This is a genomic window from Mycolicibacterium lutetiense (assembly GCF_017876775.1).
In the GTDB taxonomy this organism is placed as follows: domain Bacteria; phylum Actinomycetota; class Actinomycetes; order Mycobacteriales; family Mycobacteriaceae; genus Mycobacterium; species Mycobacterium lutetiense.
Map to the genome: position 1 here is coordinate 728,560 of NZ_JAGIOP010000002.1, position 16,912 is coordinate 745,471.

14 protein-coding genes are annotated in these 16,912 nt (G+C 65.8%); 1 reads left to right on the forward strand and 13 read right to left on the reverse strand.

Going from position 1 to position 16,912, the window contains the following annotated elements:
* Positions 1 to 7: 7 nt before the first annotated feature.
* The 9 genes from ppc to JOF57_RS12825 all read right to left on the reverse strand — a co-directional run bounded on the left by ppc (position 8) and on the right by JOF57_RS12825 (position 10,770).
* Positions 8 to 2,812 carry a phosphoenolpyruvate carboxylase gene (gene ppc / locus JOF57_RS12790; RefSeq protein WP_209916929.1) on the reverse strand — a complete coding sequence of 935 codons (2,805 nt, stop codon included), beginning with the start codon at positions 2,810 to 2,812 and terminating at the stop codon, positions 8 to 10.
* 50 nt (positions 2,813 to 2,862) lie between these two features.
* On the reverse strand, positions 2,863 to 3,096 hold the full coding sequence (gene secG / locus JOF57_RS12795) for a preprotein translocase subunit SecG (RefSeq protein WP_163661689.1): 234 nt from the start codon (positions 3,094 to 3,096) through the stop codon (positions 2,863 to 2,865).
* A 44-nt stretch (positions 3,097 to 3,140) separates the two neighbouring features.
* Positions 3,141 to 3,935: a triose-phosphate isomerase gene (gene tpiA / locus JOF57_RS30955; protein ID WP_234938130.1), complete on the reverse strand. Its 795-nt coding sequence runs from the start codon at positions 3,933 to 3,935 to the stop codon at positions 3,141 to 3,143.
* Positions 3,936 to 3,938: 3 nt separating this feature from the next.
* Positions 3,939 to 5,165 carry a phosphoglycerate kinase gene (locus JOF57_RS30960; RefSeq protein ID WP_234938131.1) on the reverse strand — a complete coding sequence of 409 codons (1,227 nt, stop codon included), beginning with the start codon at positions 5,163 to 5,165 and terminating at the stop codon, positions 3,939 to 3,941.
* A 5-nt stretch (positions 5,166 to 5,170) separates the two neighbouring features.
* Entirely contained in the window at positions 5,171 to 6,193 is a 1,023-nt protein-coding gene (gene gap, locus JOF57_RS12805) for a type I glyceraldehyde-3-phosphate dehydrogenase (protein WP_209916931.1), read from the reverse strand.
* A gap of 87 nt (positions 6,194 to 6,280) precedes the next feature.
* Positions 6,281 to 7,273, reverse strand: a complete 993-nt coding sequence (locus tag JOF57_RS12810) for a phospholipase D-like domain-containing protein (RefSeq protein WP_209916933.1) — start codon at positions 7,271 to 7,273, stop codon at positions 6,281 to 6,283.
* On the reverse strand, positions 7,270 to 9,045 hold the full coding sequence (locus tag JOF57_RS12815; RefSeq protein ID WP_209916935.1) for an ABC transporter ATP-binding protein: 1,776 nt from the start codon (positions 9,043 to 9,045) through the stop codon (positions 7,270 to 7,272). Before JOF57_RS12815 ends, JOF57_RS12810 begins: the two co-directional genes overlap by 4 nt.
* 130 nt (positions 9,046 to 9,175) lie before the next feature.
* A complete protein-coding gene (locus tag JOF57_RS12820; protein ID WP_209916937.1) occupies positions 9,176 to 10,102 on the reverse strand; it encodes a sterol desaturase family protein in 927 nt (308 codons plus the stop codon).
* Between the two features lie 5 nt (positions 10,103 to 10,107).
* Positions 10,108 to 10,770, reverse strand: coding sequence for a TetR/AcrR family transcriptional regulator (locus JOF57_RS12825; RefSeq protein ID WP_209916940.1), 663 nt, complete (start codon positions 10,768 to 10,770; stop codon positions 10,108 to 10,110).
* Positions 10,771 to 10,889: 119 nt separating this feature from the next.
* Between JOF57_RS12825 and JOF57_RS12830 the strand changes: the two genes are divergently transcribed.
* Positions 10,890 to 11,798 carry a YwqG family protein gene (locus JOF57_RS12830; RefSeq protein ID WP_209916942.1) on the forward strand — a complete coding sequence of 303 codons (909 nt, stop codon included), beginning with the start codon at positions 10,890 to 10,892 and terminating at the stop codon, positions 11,796 to 11,798.
* 6 nt (positions 11,799 to 11,804) lie between these two features.
* On the opposite strand, the gene whiA is transcribed toward JOF57_RS12830, so the two are convergent.
* From whiA to uvrC, 4 genes are read right to left on the reverse strand one after another with little or no spacing between them, the layout of a single operon-like run.
* Entirely contained in the window at positions 11,805 to 12,782 is a 978-nt protein-coding gene (whiA, locus tag JOF57_RS12835; RefSeq protein ID WP_209916944.1) for a DNA-binding protein WhiA, read from the reverse strand.
* Entirely contained in the window at positions 12,779 to 13,840 is a 1,062-nt protein-coding gene (gene yvcK, locus JOF57_RS12840; protein WP_209916946.1) for a uridine diphosphate-N-acetylglucosamine-binding protein YvcK, read from the reverse strand. Before yvcK ends, whiA begins: the two co-directional genes overlap by 4 nt.
* Complete coding sequence (gene rapZ, locus JOF57_RS12845) at positions 13,837 to 14,751, reverse strand: RNase adapter RapZ (protein WP_209916948.1); 915 nt, start codon at positions 14,749 to 14,751, stop codon at positions 13,837 to 13,839. Before rapZ ends, yvcK begins: the two co-directional genes overlap by 4 nt.
* A gap of 37 nt (positions 14,752 to 14,788) precedes the next feature.
* Complete coding sequence (uvrC, locus tag JOF57_RS12850) at positions 14,789 to 16,894, reverse strand: excinuclease ABC subunit UvrC (protein WP_209916950.1); 2,106 nt, start codon at positions 16,892 to 16,894, stop codon at positions 14,789 to 14,791.
* Positions 16,895 to 16,912 lie beyond the last annotated feature (18 nt).

Genomic DNA, 16,912 nt, shown 5'->3' on the forward strand with positions numbered 1-16,912 from the left:
TCCGGATTCAGCCGCTGTTGCGCAGCGCTGTCGCCAATCCGCTCATGGTGAGCAGGATGCCACGCTGCACCCGCTCGTCGGTATCCCCGCCGCGGTACCGGCGCAGCAGCTCGACCTGCAGGTGATTGAGCGGTTCGAGGTACGGGAACCGGTTGAACACCGACCGGGCCAGGGCCGGGTTGTCGGCGAGCAGGTCGTCCTGACCGGTGATCAGCTTGTACATGTCGATGGTGCGGGTGTGCTCGGCGACGATCTTGTCGAACACCCGGGCCCGCAGTTCCTCGTCGGCGACCAACTCGGAATACCGTGCCGCCAAACCCATATCCGACTTGGCCAGCACCTGGGCCATGTTCGACAACACCGTGCGGAAGAACGGCCAGCGTCGGTACAGATCCTGCAACACCGAGAGCCTGGTCTCGTCGTCGGCGATCCACTGCGCGAACGCGCTGCCCGTGCCGTACCAACCCGGCAGCATCACGCGGGACTGGCTCCAGGCCAGCACCCACGGGATGGCCCGCAGATCGGCGATGGAGGTCGTCGGTTTGCGTGAGCTGGGCCGGCTGCCGATGTTGAGTGCGCCGATCTCGCTGACCGGTGTCGAAGCCTTGAAGTATTCGACGAATCCTGGTGTTTCATGGACCAATTCGGCGTAGGACCGCTGCGCCAGGGCGGCCAGCTCGTCGAGCACCTGGTAAGCGGGGCCGGCTTCGCCGCCGAGGCCCTCGACGTCGAGGAGGGTCGATTCCAGCGTCGCGGCCAGCAGCGTCTCCAGATTGCGGTGCGCGATCCGTGGCTCGGCGTACTTCGCCGCGATCACCTCACCCTGCTCGGTGATACGCAACGACCCCTTCACCGCGCCGGGCGGTTGCGCGAGGATCGCGTCGTAACTCGGTCCGCCACCACGGCCCACGGTGCCGCCCCGTCCGTGGAACAGCCGCAACCGAATCCCGGTCGTGCGCGCGGCTTCGACGAGGTCCAGTTCGGCTCGGTACAGCGCCCAGTTGGCCGCCAGGTAGCCGCCGTCCTTGTTCGAGTCCGAGTAGCCCAGCATCACTTCCTGGTGCTGTCCGCGCGCGGTGACGATGCTGCGGTAGACCGGCAGCGCGAGAGCCGCCTGCAGGACCTCCGAACCCTGCTGCAGGTCCTCGATGGTTTCGAACAGTGGCACGATCCCGACCGGTGCGTACACCTCGCCGTGCGCTGCACCCGAAACATCGAGTAGGCCTGCCTCTTTGAGCAGGATCGCCGTTTCGAGCAGATCGGACACCGATTGACACATCGAGATGACGTAGTTGGGCACGGCCTGGGCGCCCAAGACGGTGACCGCCCGCGCCGCCGCACCGATGATGTCGAGTTCCTTGCGGGCCAGCTCCGACAGCTCGGCACCCTCGCCGATCAGTGGTCGCCGGGTGGCGATCTCGGTCGCGAGCAGTTCGACCCGCTGTGCTTCGGAAAGGGACGCGTAGTCGGGATGGACTCCGGCCCAGGCCAACAATTCCGCGACCACCTGCTCGTGCACCTCGGAGTTCTGTCGCATGTCCAGGCCGCACAGATGAAAGCCGAAGACCCGCACCGCTTCTCGTAACCGGCTCAGCCGGTCGTCGGCCAGCACCGCGCTGCCGTGGCCTCGCAGTGAAGCGTCCACGGTGTCGAGGTCTGCCAGGAATTCCTGCGGACTGCGGTAGGCGGTGCGGCCCAGGTCGAGCTCGTGCTCGGGTTGCTCATCGAGTATTTCGCGACCGGCGGCAGTCAGACGCGCATGGATCACCCGCAGTGCCCGCCGGTAGGGTTCGTCGGCACGTGCCGGCTCATCGCAGGCATCGGCCAGCAGGGCCAGCCCCTCACTGATGCTGACCAGCCGGGCCGACATCGACAGCTCTTCTTCCAGGGCGGTGATCTCGGTGAAGTAGTGCGCGAAGGCCACGTGAGCGGCGCGCCCGGTGGCGAGCCGCACCACGCCCGCGTCGACATTGGGATTCCCGTCCCGGTCACCACCGATCCAGCTTCCCGGCCGCAGAATCGGCTGCTCCAACAGGTTCTCCCCCGGCCAGCGGGCCTGCAACGCGTTCCGCACCTCGGCGTTCACCTGTGGGATCACCTCGAAGAATGCCGCTGGGTAGTACCGCAGCCCGGTTTCTATCTCGTCGGAGATCTTGAGTCGCGACAACCGAACGAGCGCGGTTTGCCACAGCGTCAGGATGTTGCGGCGCAACTCGACCTCGATGTCCCGCCCGTCCGCGGTGCGTGTGAGCCCGTGCATGCGCAGCCGCATCAACTCGGTGACCCGATGCTGGGTGTCGAAGACGGTGCGACGCCGGGTTTCGGTGGGATGCGCGGTGATCACCGGTGACACCAGGGCACCGCTCAACGCGTCGGCGACGGCGGCGGCTTCCAGGTCGGCCCGATCGAGCTTCAGGTAGGTGGCGGCCAAACTGCTGTCCTGCGGGGGCTCACCCGCGGCCTCGTGCACGGCGCGTCGCCGCTCGCGGTGGATGTCCTCCGCGACGTTGGCCAATAGAGCGAAGTGGGTGAACGCACGGATGACCGGGATCGCCTGGTGGATATCGATACCGGTGAACAGGTCCGCCAGCTCCGCCCGGTCGATCTCCGAGCGGCGTACCCGGAAGGACTCGACCCGGGCCCGTTCGACCAGGTCGAAGACCTCGGCTCCGTTCTGTTCGCGCACGGTGTCGCCGAGAATCGCACCGAGCAACCGGATGTCCTCACGCATCGGCTCGGTGGCCTCGCGGCCCACCGGAGTGCGCTGAACCGCACCGATCGGATCCAGCGCGGTATCGGGACCGTCAGCCATGTCCCCAGTATCGTTGCCCCGCCGGCGTACCGCACGGCGGGTCAGAGGGTTTAGCCGTACTTGATCAGCAACCCGACGCCGAGGATCGACACCAGCCAGATGCCGGCCACGAACAACGTCAGCCGGTCGAGGTTCTTCTCGACCACGGTGGAGCCGGACAGACTGGACTGGACACCGCCACCGAACAGGGTGGACAGACCGCCACCTTTGGCACGATGCAGCAGCACCAAGAGCACGACCAGCACGCTGGTCACGACCAGAGTGATCTGCAGGGCCAATTCCATGGCTGTAAGACTACCCGGTGAGGTGTCCGGTCCAGGCCCCCGGGTTACGGCAGCGGTCCGCCCGCAGCGATAGCCGACAAGATGGCGAACTGCTCACCGTCCAATGAGGCACCGCCGACGAGAGCCCCGTCCACGTCGCCCTTCGCCACGATCTCACCGACGTTCTTGGCATTGACCGACCCGCCGTAGAGCACCCGGACGCCGGCCGCGAGCTGCGGCGACGCCAGGTTCCCCAGCTCGGCGCGAATGGCCTTGCAGACTTCCTGGGCATCGGCGGCGCTGGCCACCCGGCCGGTGCCGATGGCCCACACCGGCTCGTAGGCGATGACGGCCTGACCGATCTGCTCCGCGCTGAGCCCGGCCAGGGACCCGCGCAGGGAGTTCACGTTGAACTCGACGTGATTGCCCGCCTCGCGCACCTCGAGCTGCTCGCCGATGCAGATGATCGGCGTGATGCCGTGCTTGAACGCCGCAGCAGCCTTGGCGGCCACCAGCTCATCGGTTTCACCGTGGTAGGTCCGCCGCTCGGAATGCCCCACCACGACGAAACTGCATCCGAGCTTGGCCAGGAACGCTCCGCTGATCTCACCGGTGTAGGCGCCCGAATCGTGCCGGGACACATCCTGGGCGCCGTAGGTGAGCCGCAATTTGTCCCCGTCGACCAGCGTCTGCACGCTGCGCAGGTCGGTGAACGGCGGGATGACCGTCACATCGACCTTGTCGAAGTACTTGTCCGGCAAGGCGAATGCGATCTTCTGCACCAGCGCGATGGCCTCGAAATGATTGAGGTTCATCTTCCAGTTGCCGGCGATCAATGGCTTGCGTGCGGCTTTCGGCATGGTCTACGACTCCAGTACTTCGATGCCGGGCAGGGTCTTGCCCTCAAGGTATTCCAGTGACGCGCCGCCACCGGTCGAGATGTGCGAGAAGCCGTCCTCGGCCAGGCCGAGTTGTCGCACCGCGGCCGCCGAATCGCCGCCGCCGACGACGCTGAACGCACCCTTTTCGGTGGCGCCGATGATCGCCTCGGCCACCCCCTTGGTGCCCGCCGAGAAGGCCGGGAACTCGAAAACGCCCATGGGCCCGTTCCAGAACACGGTCTTGGCATTGGACAGCAGCGCGGTGAAGCGCTTGACCGACTCCGGGCCGATGTCCAGGCCCATCTTGCCCTCGGGGATGCGGTCGGAGGCCACGGTTTCCGGTTCGGCGTCGGCGGCGAACTTGTCGGCCACGACGATGTCCACCGGCAGGTGGATCACGTCGCCGTAGGTGTCCAACAGTCGCCTGCAGGTGTCGATCATCTCTTCCTGACACAGCGAGGTCCCCACCGAAACCCCTTGTGCAGCAAGGAACGTGAAGCACATTCCGCCACCGATGACGATGCTGTCAGCCTTGGTGGCCAGGTTCTCGATGACGGCGAGCTTGTCGGAGACCTTCGAGCCACCGAGCACCACGGCGTAAGGGCGCTCGGTCGAGCTGGTCAACTGCTCGAGCACCTTGACCTCGGTGGCCACCAACGTGCCCGCGTAGTGCGGCAGCAGGGTGGCGACGTCGTAGACCGAGGCCTGCTTGCGGTGCACCACACCGAATCCATCGGAGACGAAGGCACCCGGCGAGCCGTCGGCACCCTCGACCAGGGCTGCCAATTCACGGGCCAGCGCCGACCTCTCGGCATTGTCCTTGCTGGTCTCCCGCGGGTCGAAGCGGATGTTCTCCAACAGCAGCACGTCGCCGTCGGTGAGCCCCTCGGCCCGAGCCAGCGCGTCGGTGCCGACCACATCGCCGGCCAACTGCACGTGGCGTCCGAGCTTCTCCCCCAGTGCCGCGGCCACCGGCGCGAGCGACAACTTCGGGTCCGGGGTTCCCTTGGGGCGGCCCAGGTGCGCCGCGACGACGACCTTGGCGCCGGCCTCGGCCAGCGCTTTGAGCGTCGGGACCGAGGCGATGATGCGGCCCTGGTCGGTGATGGCGCCCTCGTCATCGAGTGGGACATTGAGGTCGGAGCGGACAAGTACGCCGCGCCCCTCCACGCCCTCGGCCAACAGGTCAGCGAGTGTTTTAACAGTCATTGGTATTAGAGCGACTTTCCTACGAGTGCGACCAGATCAACGAGGCGGTTAGAGTAACCCCACTCGTTGTCATACCAGGAGACGACCTTGGCCTGGTTGTCGATGACCTTGGTCAGGCCCGAGTCGAAGATCGAGCTGTGCGGGTCGGTGACGATGTCACTCGACACGATGGGCGCGTCGTAGTACTTGAGAATGCCCTTCATCGGCCCCTCGGCGGCGGCCTTCATGGCGGCGTTGATCTCGTCAGCGGGCGCCGGCTTGGCCAGCTCGGCGGTCAGGTCGGTGACCGAACCCGTGGGGATCGGCACGCGCAGCGCGTAGCCGTCCAACTTGCCTTTCAGTTCAGGTAAGACGAGGCCAATTGCTTTTGCCGCACCGGTCGAGGTCGGCACGATGTTCAGCGCGGCGGCACGGGCGCGGCGCAGATCCCGGTGTGGGCCGTCCTGCAGGTTCTGGTCCTGGGTGTAGGCGTGGATGGTGGTCATGAGGCCCTTGACGATGCCGAACTCGTCGTTGAGGACCTTCGCCAGGGGGCCGAGGCAGTTCGTGGTGCACGAGGCGTTGGAGATGATGTTCTGGCTACCGTCGTACTTGTCGTCGTTGACGCCCAGCACGATGGTGATGTCCTCATCGCTGGCCGGCGCCGAGATGATGACTTTTTTGGCGCCCGCATCGAGGTGGCCCTGGGCCTTGTCGCGCTTGGTGAAGATGCCGGTCGACTCGACGACCACGTCGACGCCGAGGTCACCCCAGGGCAGCGCAGCCGGGCCTTCCTTCACTTCGAGGGCCTTGATCTTCTTGTCGCCGATGACGATGGTGTCCTCGCCCTCGAGACTGACGTCTTGCGGCAGGCGACCCAGGATCGAATCGAACTTCAGCAGGTGAGCCAGGGTGGCGTTGTCGGTGAGGTCGTTGACCGCCACGATCTCGATATCGGTGTTCTTACCCTCGGCCTGCTGCACCGCCAGGGCCCGGTAGAAGTTGCGCCCGATGCGGCCGAAGCCGTTAACGCCCACCCGGATAGTCACGTGATTCTCCCTACAGTTGCCGTTAACTGAACTGCACGCCGCCAGCCTAGTTGCGCCAGTGCCTTGCCGCGCGGTTCCGCCAGTGCATCAGATTTCGCGGTCGTGTAGGGCGAGTTGGTCGAGTTCGTGCGGATCCTGGCCGACCAGATCGGCAATGAGCCCGTCATCCGAGAGGTCCATCGGTTCAGAGTGTTTCCAGTCGTGATGCGCTACCTCGTTGAGCCGCTTGATGATGTGGTGGTCGGTCACCTCGATGGCCAACTCGCGACGATGATCGAAGCTGCCCGGGGAGAAATTGATCGAGCCGACGATGGCCCGCTCGTGATCGGCGAGAATCATCTTGGCGTGCAGCTTCATGTGCTTGAGCCGGTGGATCTTGATGCCGACGTCGTCCAGGATGCGCATCCCGCTGACACCTTCGAGGAGCTTGCCTGACTTGAGATGGTGGGCCGCGCGGGCCATGACGTGAACCTTCACGCCACGACGTGCCGCACGGACCAGACGCTCGATGATCACCGGGTCCTGGTATCGCTCATTCTGGACGAACAAAGTGTGTTCGGCCCTGTCGATGAACTCGGCGATGCGATGCCGACCGTTCGTCGGGCACCAGATCAGGTGCGCACCACCGCCGGGATCGAAGTCCTCACGCGCCCAGTCGGCTTCGAAGCAGTCGATGATCTCGGCGACCTCATAGGCGCTGGGTGTGACGACGGCGTAGTCCCGCGTCACGGTGAAGTTCTCCTCGGTCCAGTTCAGCGACTCGACGAACGCATGCTCATCGTCGACCACCATCGACTTCTCGTGCGTCAGGTCGAACGCGGGATTGCTGGCACGGACCTGGATGCCGTACCGCTGCAACGTCTCCCGCGCGACGTCGTTGTCGGTCTCCCCGTCGCGCCGTTCGGGGTTGAGCATGACCTTGACGTCCACGCCGCGCCGGTGGGCGGCCACCACAGCCTCCAACAACGGCAGGTGGCTGAAGGCGAACATCTTGATGCGCACCGACCGGGTGGAATTACCGATCGCGTCGATCACCGGCTGTGCCGAGTCGTCGGGCAGGATGATCAGCGAACGTGTCACGATGGCTCGTCCTCGTATTGGATGCGGTGCAGGTCGGCATATCTGCCGCCCGCGGTCAGTAGCTCGCTGTGCGTGCCCTGTTCGACGACGCGGCCCTCCTCGAGCACGACGATCTTGTTCGCGTCACGAATTGTGCTGAGCCGGTGGGCAATCGTGATGACGGTGCGGTCTTTCATCAACCGCTGCAGCGCGGACATCACCAGACGCTCGGACTCGGCGTCCAGCGCCGCGGTCGGTTCGTCGAGGATGAGGATCGGGCTGTCGCGGATGAGGGCACGCGCGATACCGATGCGCTGACGCTGACCGCCGGAGAGGGTGAGCCCACGCTCCCCGACCGGACTGTCGTAGCCCTGCGGCATCCCGGAGATGAACTCATGGGCATTGGCCAGTTTGGCCATCTCGACGATCTCGTCGTGGTCGGCGTCGGGCCGGCCGAAAGCGATGTTGTCGCGGATGGTGCCCCGGAACAAGACCGTGTCCTGCAGTACGTAGGCGATCTGACGGCGGAGTTCGTGGAGTTTGTAGTCGCGCAGGTCGACTCCGTCGACCCGGACAGTGCCCATGCTCGGGTCGTAAAACCGCGGAATCAGGCTGACCAGACTGGATTTTCCACTTCCGGTGTGTCCGACGACGCCGACGAGCTGGCCGGGTTTCACCTCGAAGGTGACGTCACGCAGCACGGGCGTCGTGCTGTCGTAGCTGAACGCGACGCGCTCGAAGCTGATCGCGCCCTTGATGCGCTCCGCATCGATCGCGTCGGATTTCTCCTCGACCGACGTCTCCGCGGTCAGCAGCTCATTGACGCGGTCCACCCCGACCGAGGCCATCGCGATGGTGTTGGTGAGCTTGGCCAGATCCTGCACGGGCTTGAAGAACGACGCCAGGTACGAGATGAACACCGTCAACGTGCCAGCCGTCATCGCCCCCGCGAGGATGAGCGCCGACCCCCGCCACAACACGACCGCGGTACAGGCGGCCACCACGACGCCGACGATCGGTGACACCACCGATTTCACCCGCCGCGCGTTGAGTGCGGCATCGACGGCCTGCTGGCCGGCGGTCGCCAGCTCGCGTTCCTGCATGTCCTCGCGATCGAATGCCTTGACGACACGGATGGACTGCAGGCCCTCCTCCGCGACGGCGACGATGTCGGATTCGCGTCGGCGCACTTCGTGGGTTGCCGCCTTCACGGCCTTACGGATCCGGGACACGAACAGCAGTAGCAGGGGTGCCACGGCGAGCGCGATGAGCGTGAAGTCCCACTGCAGCCACAACATCATGGCCAACATGCCCACGATGGTCAGCAGGTCGGTTGCGATGCCCAGGGTCGAGGACGACGCGAAGCCCTGGATGGTGTCGACGTCGTCGGTGAGCGTGCTCAAGATGGGGCCGACGCGATGGGTGTCGAAGTAGTTGAGGGACAACTGCTGCAGGTGGTGGTAGGCGCGGGTGCGTAGGTCGTTGCCGATGCGCTGGCCGACGGTTTCGGTCAGGTAGTTGGAGACATATGACGCGATTGCTGCCACCAAGGCGATGACGAACACCATGATCGCCGCGAGGCCGGCGATGTGCATCTTGGTTTCGCCGCCCAGCAGCGGCCCCAGCAGACCATGCAGCCATCCGGGCAGCGGGTGGTGACCGACCACGCTGTCCAGCACAACCTTGAGCGGCCACGGCGCGGCGAGACCGGTGGCGATCTGCACCAGCAGCACGGCAAAGATTCCGGCGATCAGCAACCGGTAGGGGCGAATCAGCTCAAGAATCAGTCGCATCGGGAGCGCCACCTGGATTGTTGGTGTTGACGTCGAAGTTTGTCGCCACACACTACAACGTGACGATGACATCGAAGTGTCACGAACCGGGCGGCCCGGCAAGTGTCGGCAACTCCGGACGCCGACGCGTCTAGTGCACCGCGCCCTGAACCGAAAGTTGCTGCGCCTCACGCTCGACAGTCGTTGCAGTTTCGGCGTTTTCGCTCCATCCGGGCGGCCCGAACAGGTAGCCGAGCCGGCCGCGCCAGGTCCGCGCCCGCCAGACATCGCCGACCATCGCAACGAACTCGTGGTAGTTCACCTTGAGCGGGTTGTAGGTGTCGATGTTCTTGGTCAGGCCGTAACGGACGGGTTCGCCCTCGGCGGCGAAGGTGCCGAACATCCGGTCCCACAGGATGAAGATGCCGGCGTAGTTCTTGTCGAGGTATGGGTTGTTGGCTCCGTGGTGCACGCGATGGTGCGACGGGGTGTTGAACACGTACTCGATCCCACGCGGAAGCCGATCGACCCGCTCGGTGTGGATCGGGAATTGGTAGAGCAGCACGATCGCCTGCGACAGGAAGACCAACCAGGCCGGGACGCCGATCAGCGCCACTCCCACGTACCCGATGGTGGCCAGGAACGATCCGGGAATCAGCCAGGACAACCGCATGGCGGTGGACAGGTTGAAGTACTGGCTCGAGTGGTGCACGTTGTGCGCGGCCCAGAACATCCGAATGCGGTGCGACATCCGGTGCTGCAGGTAGTACGCAAGGTCGGCCAGCACGATCGCCAGCACCCAGACCCACCAGTGCGATGCCGAGAGATGCAGCGGCGTCACGGATGCGGCGATCGCAACCATCGGAACGGTGATGAATTTGTCCAGCGGCCGAAGGATAAAGCCAAGTACATAGATCGACAGGTTCGTGGCACTGTCCCGCCAGGAGATCCCCGCCAGGGGCCGGGCTGATCCCTTTCCGCCCTTGCCGTCTTTGTCGAAGCGATAGCTGAGGAATTCGACCGCCAAGAGCACGAAGTAGGCCGGCATGGCGTAAAGCCCGATCCGCAATGGGTCCATGGCAATTACTCCTTTTCCGCGGATGTCTCCGCCGACGCCTTGGGCATTCCCGCCAACTGCCAGGCCAGCGCCTCACCGAAAAGATCCTCGGGCACCCGGGTCGGATCGATGCGGCGCTGCCGGATCAGTCCCTGGAAGAGCGCGAGTACCACCACGGCGAATCCGTCTGCCGAGACGCTGTCGTCGATGTTGTTGCACGCCAGCGCTTCGGCGAGGATCTCGCGCAGTGAGGCCAGTGTGCGCGCCGACCGCTCCTGCAAAATTCGCATGGCATCGGGATTGCGCACGGCGTGCAACCAGAATTCGGCCTGGATCGCCTCGAACTCGATGTCGTTGTCGGCAATCTCGACGAGCACCTGGCCCAGGGCGGTCAGCGGTCCCCCCTCGGCGCCCTCGGAGACAGACCGGACCACCTGGTCGAGCCGACCGGATGCACGCTCATTCATCAGCTCGGAGAACAACTGCTCCTTGTTGGAGAAGTTCGAATACACCGCCCCGACCGAATACCCCGCTGCGGCGGCGATCTCGTCCACCGACGCCGCGGCGTAGCCCTTGCGGGCGCAAGTCTCGGCGGCGGCATCCAGGAGAGCAGCCCGGGTCCGGGCCTGCGCCTCGGCTCTCGTCAGCCGTACCGGTGCCGCAGCTGCGTTACCTGGATCGTCGACCATATTTCAGATAGTAATCGTTATCCGAAATTGTCGGCTAGCCGCGGCAGCCGAAACCAACTCGATCCGATTAGTGTCCCCAGGGAGATTGAGGTGCTGCTGACACGGGGGTAGGGACACAGATGGAATCGATCGAGACTGTCCGCGAACGCGTCGCGACCGCCGGACGTCAACACCTGGGCGACGAACTCGGAGCGCGATGGACGTCGATGTTGGCCGAGGGCACCCGTTTACGGGCATCCCAGCCCCCCGCGAAACGTCGGTTTGCGCTTCGGCGAAGCGCCGGCCCAGCACCGGTCGGCCGGCTGGGCGGACCTGCGCCCCTTCCGCGAGACGCGGCATGGCCGGTCTGGGAGGGATACGGTCCGCTGGCGCACATCGCCACCCTCGATTGCCGGGAGCTCGTCCGGTACGTGCCGGAGTCGCTCAAGGCTGCCGGATTCCCTCGGGACGGGCTCCTGTCGTTCTTCTACTTCGACGGCCAGGTCGACGATGGCGTCGAGGTCGTCGGCGCACAGTTCGGAACGAATGATGGCGCGAGAGTGATCCATACCCCGGCGGATCTGCCGGTCGCCCTGACCGAGCCTCCGTCGCCGATCACCGCCTACCCGGAAGTTGAGCTTCGGGCTGAACCGGTCCTCACCTGGCCGACGTCGGAGCACCCGGACCTAGACGATGAAAACTGGCCAACCGAGGGATGGAGTGGGCTGTTCGAAACCTTGGATGCCGTGCGGCAGGCAAGTCCCGGACCGCTACATCAGATCGGTGGTCACCCAGACCCCGTCCAAGGCCCCGTCGAGGTCGAAACCGCCTATGGGCAGCTAACGGATGGCGGCCGAAACGAACTCGATTGGAGCGATCCGGCCGTGACGACCGAGTCACGGGAATGGCAGCTGCTCGCCCAGTTCGACACCGATGAGAATGCCGGATTCATGTGGGGTGACTGCGGTGTTCTCTACTTCATGATCCGGCCACAAGATCTCGCGGCAGGGGCGTTCGACCGCGTGAGCTTCACGTGGCAGTGCGGGTAACGACGTTCAGGCGTCGTCGAGCAGGTCCGGGGTCACCGCTGACTCGGTGTCGGGCAGCCCTTCCTGCTTGGCTTTGCGATCGGCCATCGACAGCAGGCGCCGGATACGTCCGGCCACAGCATCTTTCGTCATCACCGGGTCGGCAAGCCGGCCCAGCTCCTCGAGAGATGCCTGCCGGTGCTCGACCCGAAGCTTGCCTGCCGCTGCCAGGTGATCGGGCACTCCGTCACCCAGGATGTCCAACGCACGCTCCACCCGGGCCGCCGCAGCCACCGCGGCCCGCGCCGACCGGCGCAGGTTCGCATCGTCGAAATTGGCCAGCCGGTTGGCCGTGGCACGGACCTCGCGGCGCATGCGCCGCTCCTCCCACGTCAGCCGCGTATCCTGGGCGCCCATCCGGGTCAGCAACGCGCCGATCGCCTCCCCGTCACGCACCACCACCCGGTCAGCACCACGCACCTCACGTGCCTTGGCACTGATCCCGAGCCGCCGAGCTGCGCCCACCAGGGCCAGGGCAGCCTCCGGGCCGGGGCAACTGACCTCGAGCGCCGAGGACCGCCCCGGCTCGGTCAGCGATCCATGGGCGAGGAAAGCACCGCGCCACGCAGCCTCGGCATCGCCGACGCTGCCGCCGACCACCTGCGCGGGCAGTCCACGCACCGGGCGTCCACGAAGGTCGAGCAATCCGGTCTGCCTCGCCAACGCCTCACCGTCGGCGGCCACCCGCACCACATAACGGGTGTTCTTGCGGATGCCGCTGGCCGACAGCACGTGCACCACCGCGTTGTACCCGTACAGGTCGTGGATGTCCTTGCGCAGACGCCGCGCGATGATCCCGAGATCCACCTCGGCTTCCACCACCACCCGGCCGGCCACGATGTGCAGGCCGCCGGCAAAACGCAACAACGACGCCACCTCCGCGCGGCGAGCGCTCACCGAGTTGACTACCAGGCGGCTCAGCTCGTCCTTCACTTCGGCTGTCATCGCCACGGATCGTCCCCTCTCGGTGTTTTCGGCGCCGGCTCCTGGTGCGCGACGTCGACCGACCTCGCAGCTGGCGTGGGAACGGTCGACTCCGGCACTACCCGGCCGGGCGCCGTCGCGCGCAACCGAACTCCCTCCAGCACCGCAGCCAACTTGGCCGGGTCATGTAAAGGTGTACCAGGTCGAGACACGTCAGCAAACTCAACTCGGGCATTGAGGATGTTGGCCGTGCGGACGAGTTGCTCTCGTTCGCGGTCGCTCGGCACTCGGCTGGCATCGACGATGATGTCATGCACGCTGAAGTCCGGAGCATGCTGGGCCAGAACGTGGATGTGACGTTCGGCCGAGAACCCCGCCGTCTCACCCGGCTCTGCCGCCAGATTCAACACGAGCGCACGCCGCGCCGTCGTCGCCCGCAAGGCCGCCGCCAACTGCGGCACCAACACATGCGGGATCACACTGGTGAACCACGACCCCGGGCCGAGCACCACGAGATCGGCACTCATGATGGCCTCCACCGCCTGCCGAGTGGCCGGCGGATCCCCTGGCAGCAACCGCACCCGCCGCACCTTGCCCACTGTGGTGGCGATCGCCACCTGACCGCGGATCACCCGGCTCATCCTGGGGTCGGACTCCAGACCGGCGACATCGGCCTCGATCTGCAGGGCGATCGGGCACATCGGCAGGACCCGGCCCTTCACCCCGAGAATCCGCCCGAGCTCGTCGAGCGCTGCTACCGGGTCGGCCAGCACCTCGTTGAGGCCTGCCAACAACAGATTGCCGATCGGATGACCGGCCAGCGCACCGCTGCCACCGAACCGGTGCTGAAAGATTGTCGCCCACAATCGGCCATGCGGACTGTCAGAAGCCAAGGCCGCCAACGCCATTCGCAAGTCACCGGGAGGCACCACATCGAGTTCGCTGCGCAGCCGGCCCGATGAACCGCCGTCGTCGGCAACCGTCACCACGGCCGTCACGTGCGGGCTGAGCCGCCGAGCCGCCGACAAGGTGGCGTACAACCCGTGCCCTCCACCGAGGGCGACGATCCGCGGGGTCATTCGCGACCCAGATCCCGGTGCAGCACATGAACGGTGAGCCCGTCACCACCCTGCAACCGCTCCGCCAACGCCTCGGCCATCGCCACGCTGCGGTGTTTGCCGCCCGTACACCCGATGGCGACGGTCATATAACGCTTCCCCTCCCGGCGGTAACCGGCGATCACCACGTCCAACAGACGATGGTAGGTGTCGAGAAATTCTCTGGCCCCAGGTTGGCCTAGCACGTAGTCACGCACATCCGGATGTTGACCGCTGTGCGGTCGCAACGCATCCACCCAGTGCGGGTTCGGCAGGAACCGCACATCCATCACGGTGTCCGCATCCATCGGCAGTCCGTACTTGTAACCGAAGGACTCCACGGTGACATTCGTGTAGGCGACGGTCTCACCGCCGAACGCACGCTCGATACTCTCACGCAGCGCAGGAACCGGGAGCGCAGACGTGTCGATCACCAGATCGGCCGCCGCGCGGACCGGTGCCAGCAACGCCCGCTCGGCGGCGATCCCCTCGGCCAGGGTCTGCGTGCCCTGCAGCGGGTGACTGCGGCGGTTCTGCTCGTAGCGGCGCACCAGAATGTCGTCGGACGCCTCCAGGAACAACACCCGCGGAGTGATACTCCGCGCCGCCAACTCGTTGCGCACCCAGTCCAGATCACCGGTGAAGCCCCGCGACCGCACATCCATCACCACGGCCAGCTGGGTGATCCGCGATCCCGCGGCCAACCCCAACTCGACCATGCGGGCAATCAGCTCAGGCGGCAGGTTGTCGGCGACATACCAGCCGAGGTCCTCCAACACCTTGGCGGCGGTACCACGCCCGGCCCCCGACAGACCGGTGACCAGAACCACGTCGATACCCGAATCCGCGTCCGCACCACCGATGATGCTGCCCTCGCGCACGTGTTCGTTCATGCGCGATCCGCCTGGCTTGTCATGTCCCCGTTACCTGTCATCCCGACACCGTCCGTCGATCATCCTCGATAACCGTTGCGGGCACCCCTGAATCGCCCAGTCCGGTGTTGTTCTCACTTGGTTGCTCGCCGCCCGGCTCGATTGGCGGCTCGATTGGCGGCTCGCCGCCGAGCGCAGCCAGGACCGCCCTCGCCGTCGCCACACCGATCCCCGGCACCGCCGTGATCTCCTCCACCGTCGCTTCCTTGAGTCGGGCCACCGAACCGAAATGCGTCACCAACGCCTTGCGGCGCTGTTCACCCAACCCACGCACCGAGTCGAGTGCCGACGCGGTCATCCGCTTGGACCGCTTGCTGCGGTGATAGCTGATCGCGAACCTGTGCGCCTCGTCGCGCACACGCTGCAACAGATACAACCCTTCGCTGTTGCGCGGGAGAATAATCGGTTCGGGCGCCACTCCTTCTTCAGCGGGTACCCACACCTCCTCGAGGCGCTTGGCCAACCCGATCACCGCGACATCGGTGACACCCAGTTCGTCGAGCACCGCCGCAGCCGCGTTGACCTGAGGGGCACCGCCGTCCACCACGAACAGATTGGGCGGATAGGCGAACCGGCGCGGCCGCTGATCAGTACCCGCCTCGGGCTGCGCATCGCTCACGTGCCGCAGGAAACGACGCCGTGTCACCTCGGCGATCGAGGCAACGTCGTCGGAGCGGCCTTCACCGGCAGCCTCACGGATCGCGTAATGCCGGTAATCCGACTTGCGCGGCAACCCATCCTCGAACACCACCAGTGAGGCCACCACATCCGTGCCCTGCACGTGGCTGATATCCACACATTCGATCCGCAGCGGCGCATCGGCCAGGCCCAGGGAGTCCTGAATACTCTGCAGCGCTTCCGATCTCGCGTTGAAGTCACCGGCCCGCTTGAGCTTGTGCTGGGTCAGCGCCTCACGCGCATTGCGTTGGACAGTCTCGGACAGCGTGCGTTTGTCGCCCCGGACCGGCACCCGCAGGCTCACCCGCGAACCACGAAGCCCCGACAGCCAGGCCGCCAGTTCCTCGGCATTCGGCGGGAGCACCGGCACCAGCACCTCCCGCGGCACCGGGTTGGTCGCCTCATCGGCGGCACCCCCCAGTTCAGCCTGGTCACCGTAGAACTGGGTGAGGAACTGCTCGACCAATTGTTGTCGCCCGGATTCACTACCGTCCGCTGTCGCCGCCGGGGCGGCTCCGGGACCGGAATCACGGGTTTCCTCCGGCTCCGAAGGCTTCTCGACGATCCAGCCGCGCTGGCCGCGCACCCGGCCACCACGCACGTGGAACACCTGCACCGCGGCCTCGAGATCGTCGTCGGCAAACGCCACCACATCGGCATCGGTGCCGTCACCGAGCACCACGGCCTGCTTCTCCAGCGCACGCTTGAGCGCTGCGATGTCATCGCGCAGTCGGGCGGCCCGCTCGAAGTTCAACTCCTCGGCGGCCGCGGCCATCTGCTGTTCCATGTCGCGGGCCAGCCGGTCGGTCTTGCCCGAAAGAAAATCACAGAAGTCCAGAACGATCCGCCGGTGCTCCTCAGCACTGACCCGGCCGACGCACGGCGCCGAGCACTTGTCGATGTAGCCGAGTAGGCACGGACGGTCGATCTGCCTGTGCCGCTTGAATACTCCCGCCGAACAGGTCCTGGCCGGGAACACCCGGGTCAGCAGGTCGAGCGTCTCGCGGATGGCCCAGGCATGCGAATACGGGCCGAAGTACCGCACCCCCTTGCGTCGGGGCCCGCGGTACACCATCAGCCGCGGGTACTCCTCGTTGAGCGTGACCGCCAGCACCGGGTACGTCTTGTCATCGCGGTAGCGGATGTTGAAGCGTGGATCGAACTCCTTGATCCAGTTGTACTCCAACTGCAGTGCCTCGACCTCCGTGCTGACCACGGTCCACTCGACACTGCCCGCCGTCATCACCATCTGCCGGGTGCGCGGCGCCAGACTCGTGATGTCGGCGAAGTACGACGTCAGCCGACTGCGCAGGCTCTTGGCCTTACCGACGTAGATGACCCGACCGTGCGGGTCCCGGAACCGGTACACGCCCGGCTCCACTGGTATCGATCCGGGCGCCGGCCGGTACGTCGCTGGATCGGGCACGGTTTCCAGGTTACTGCC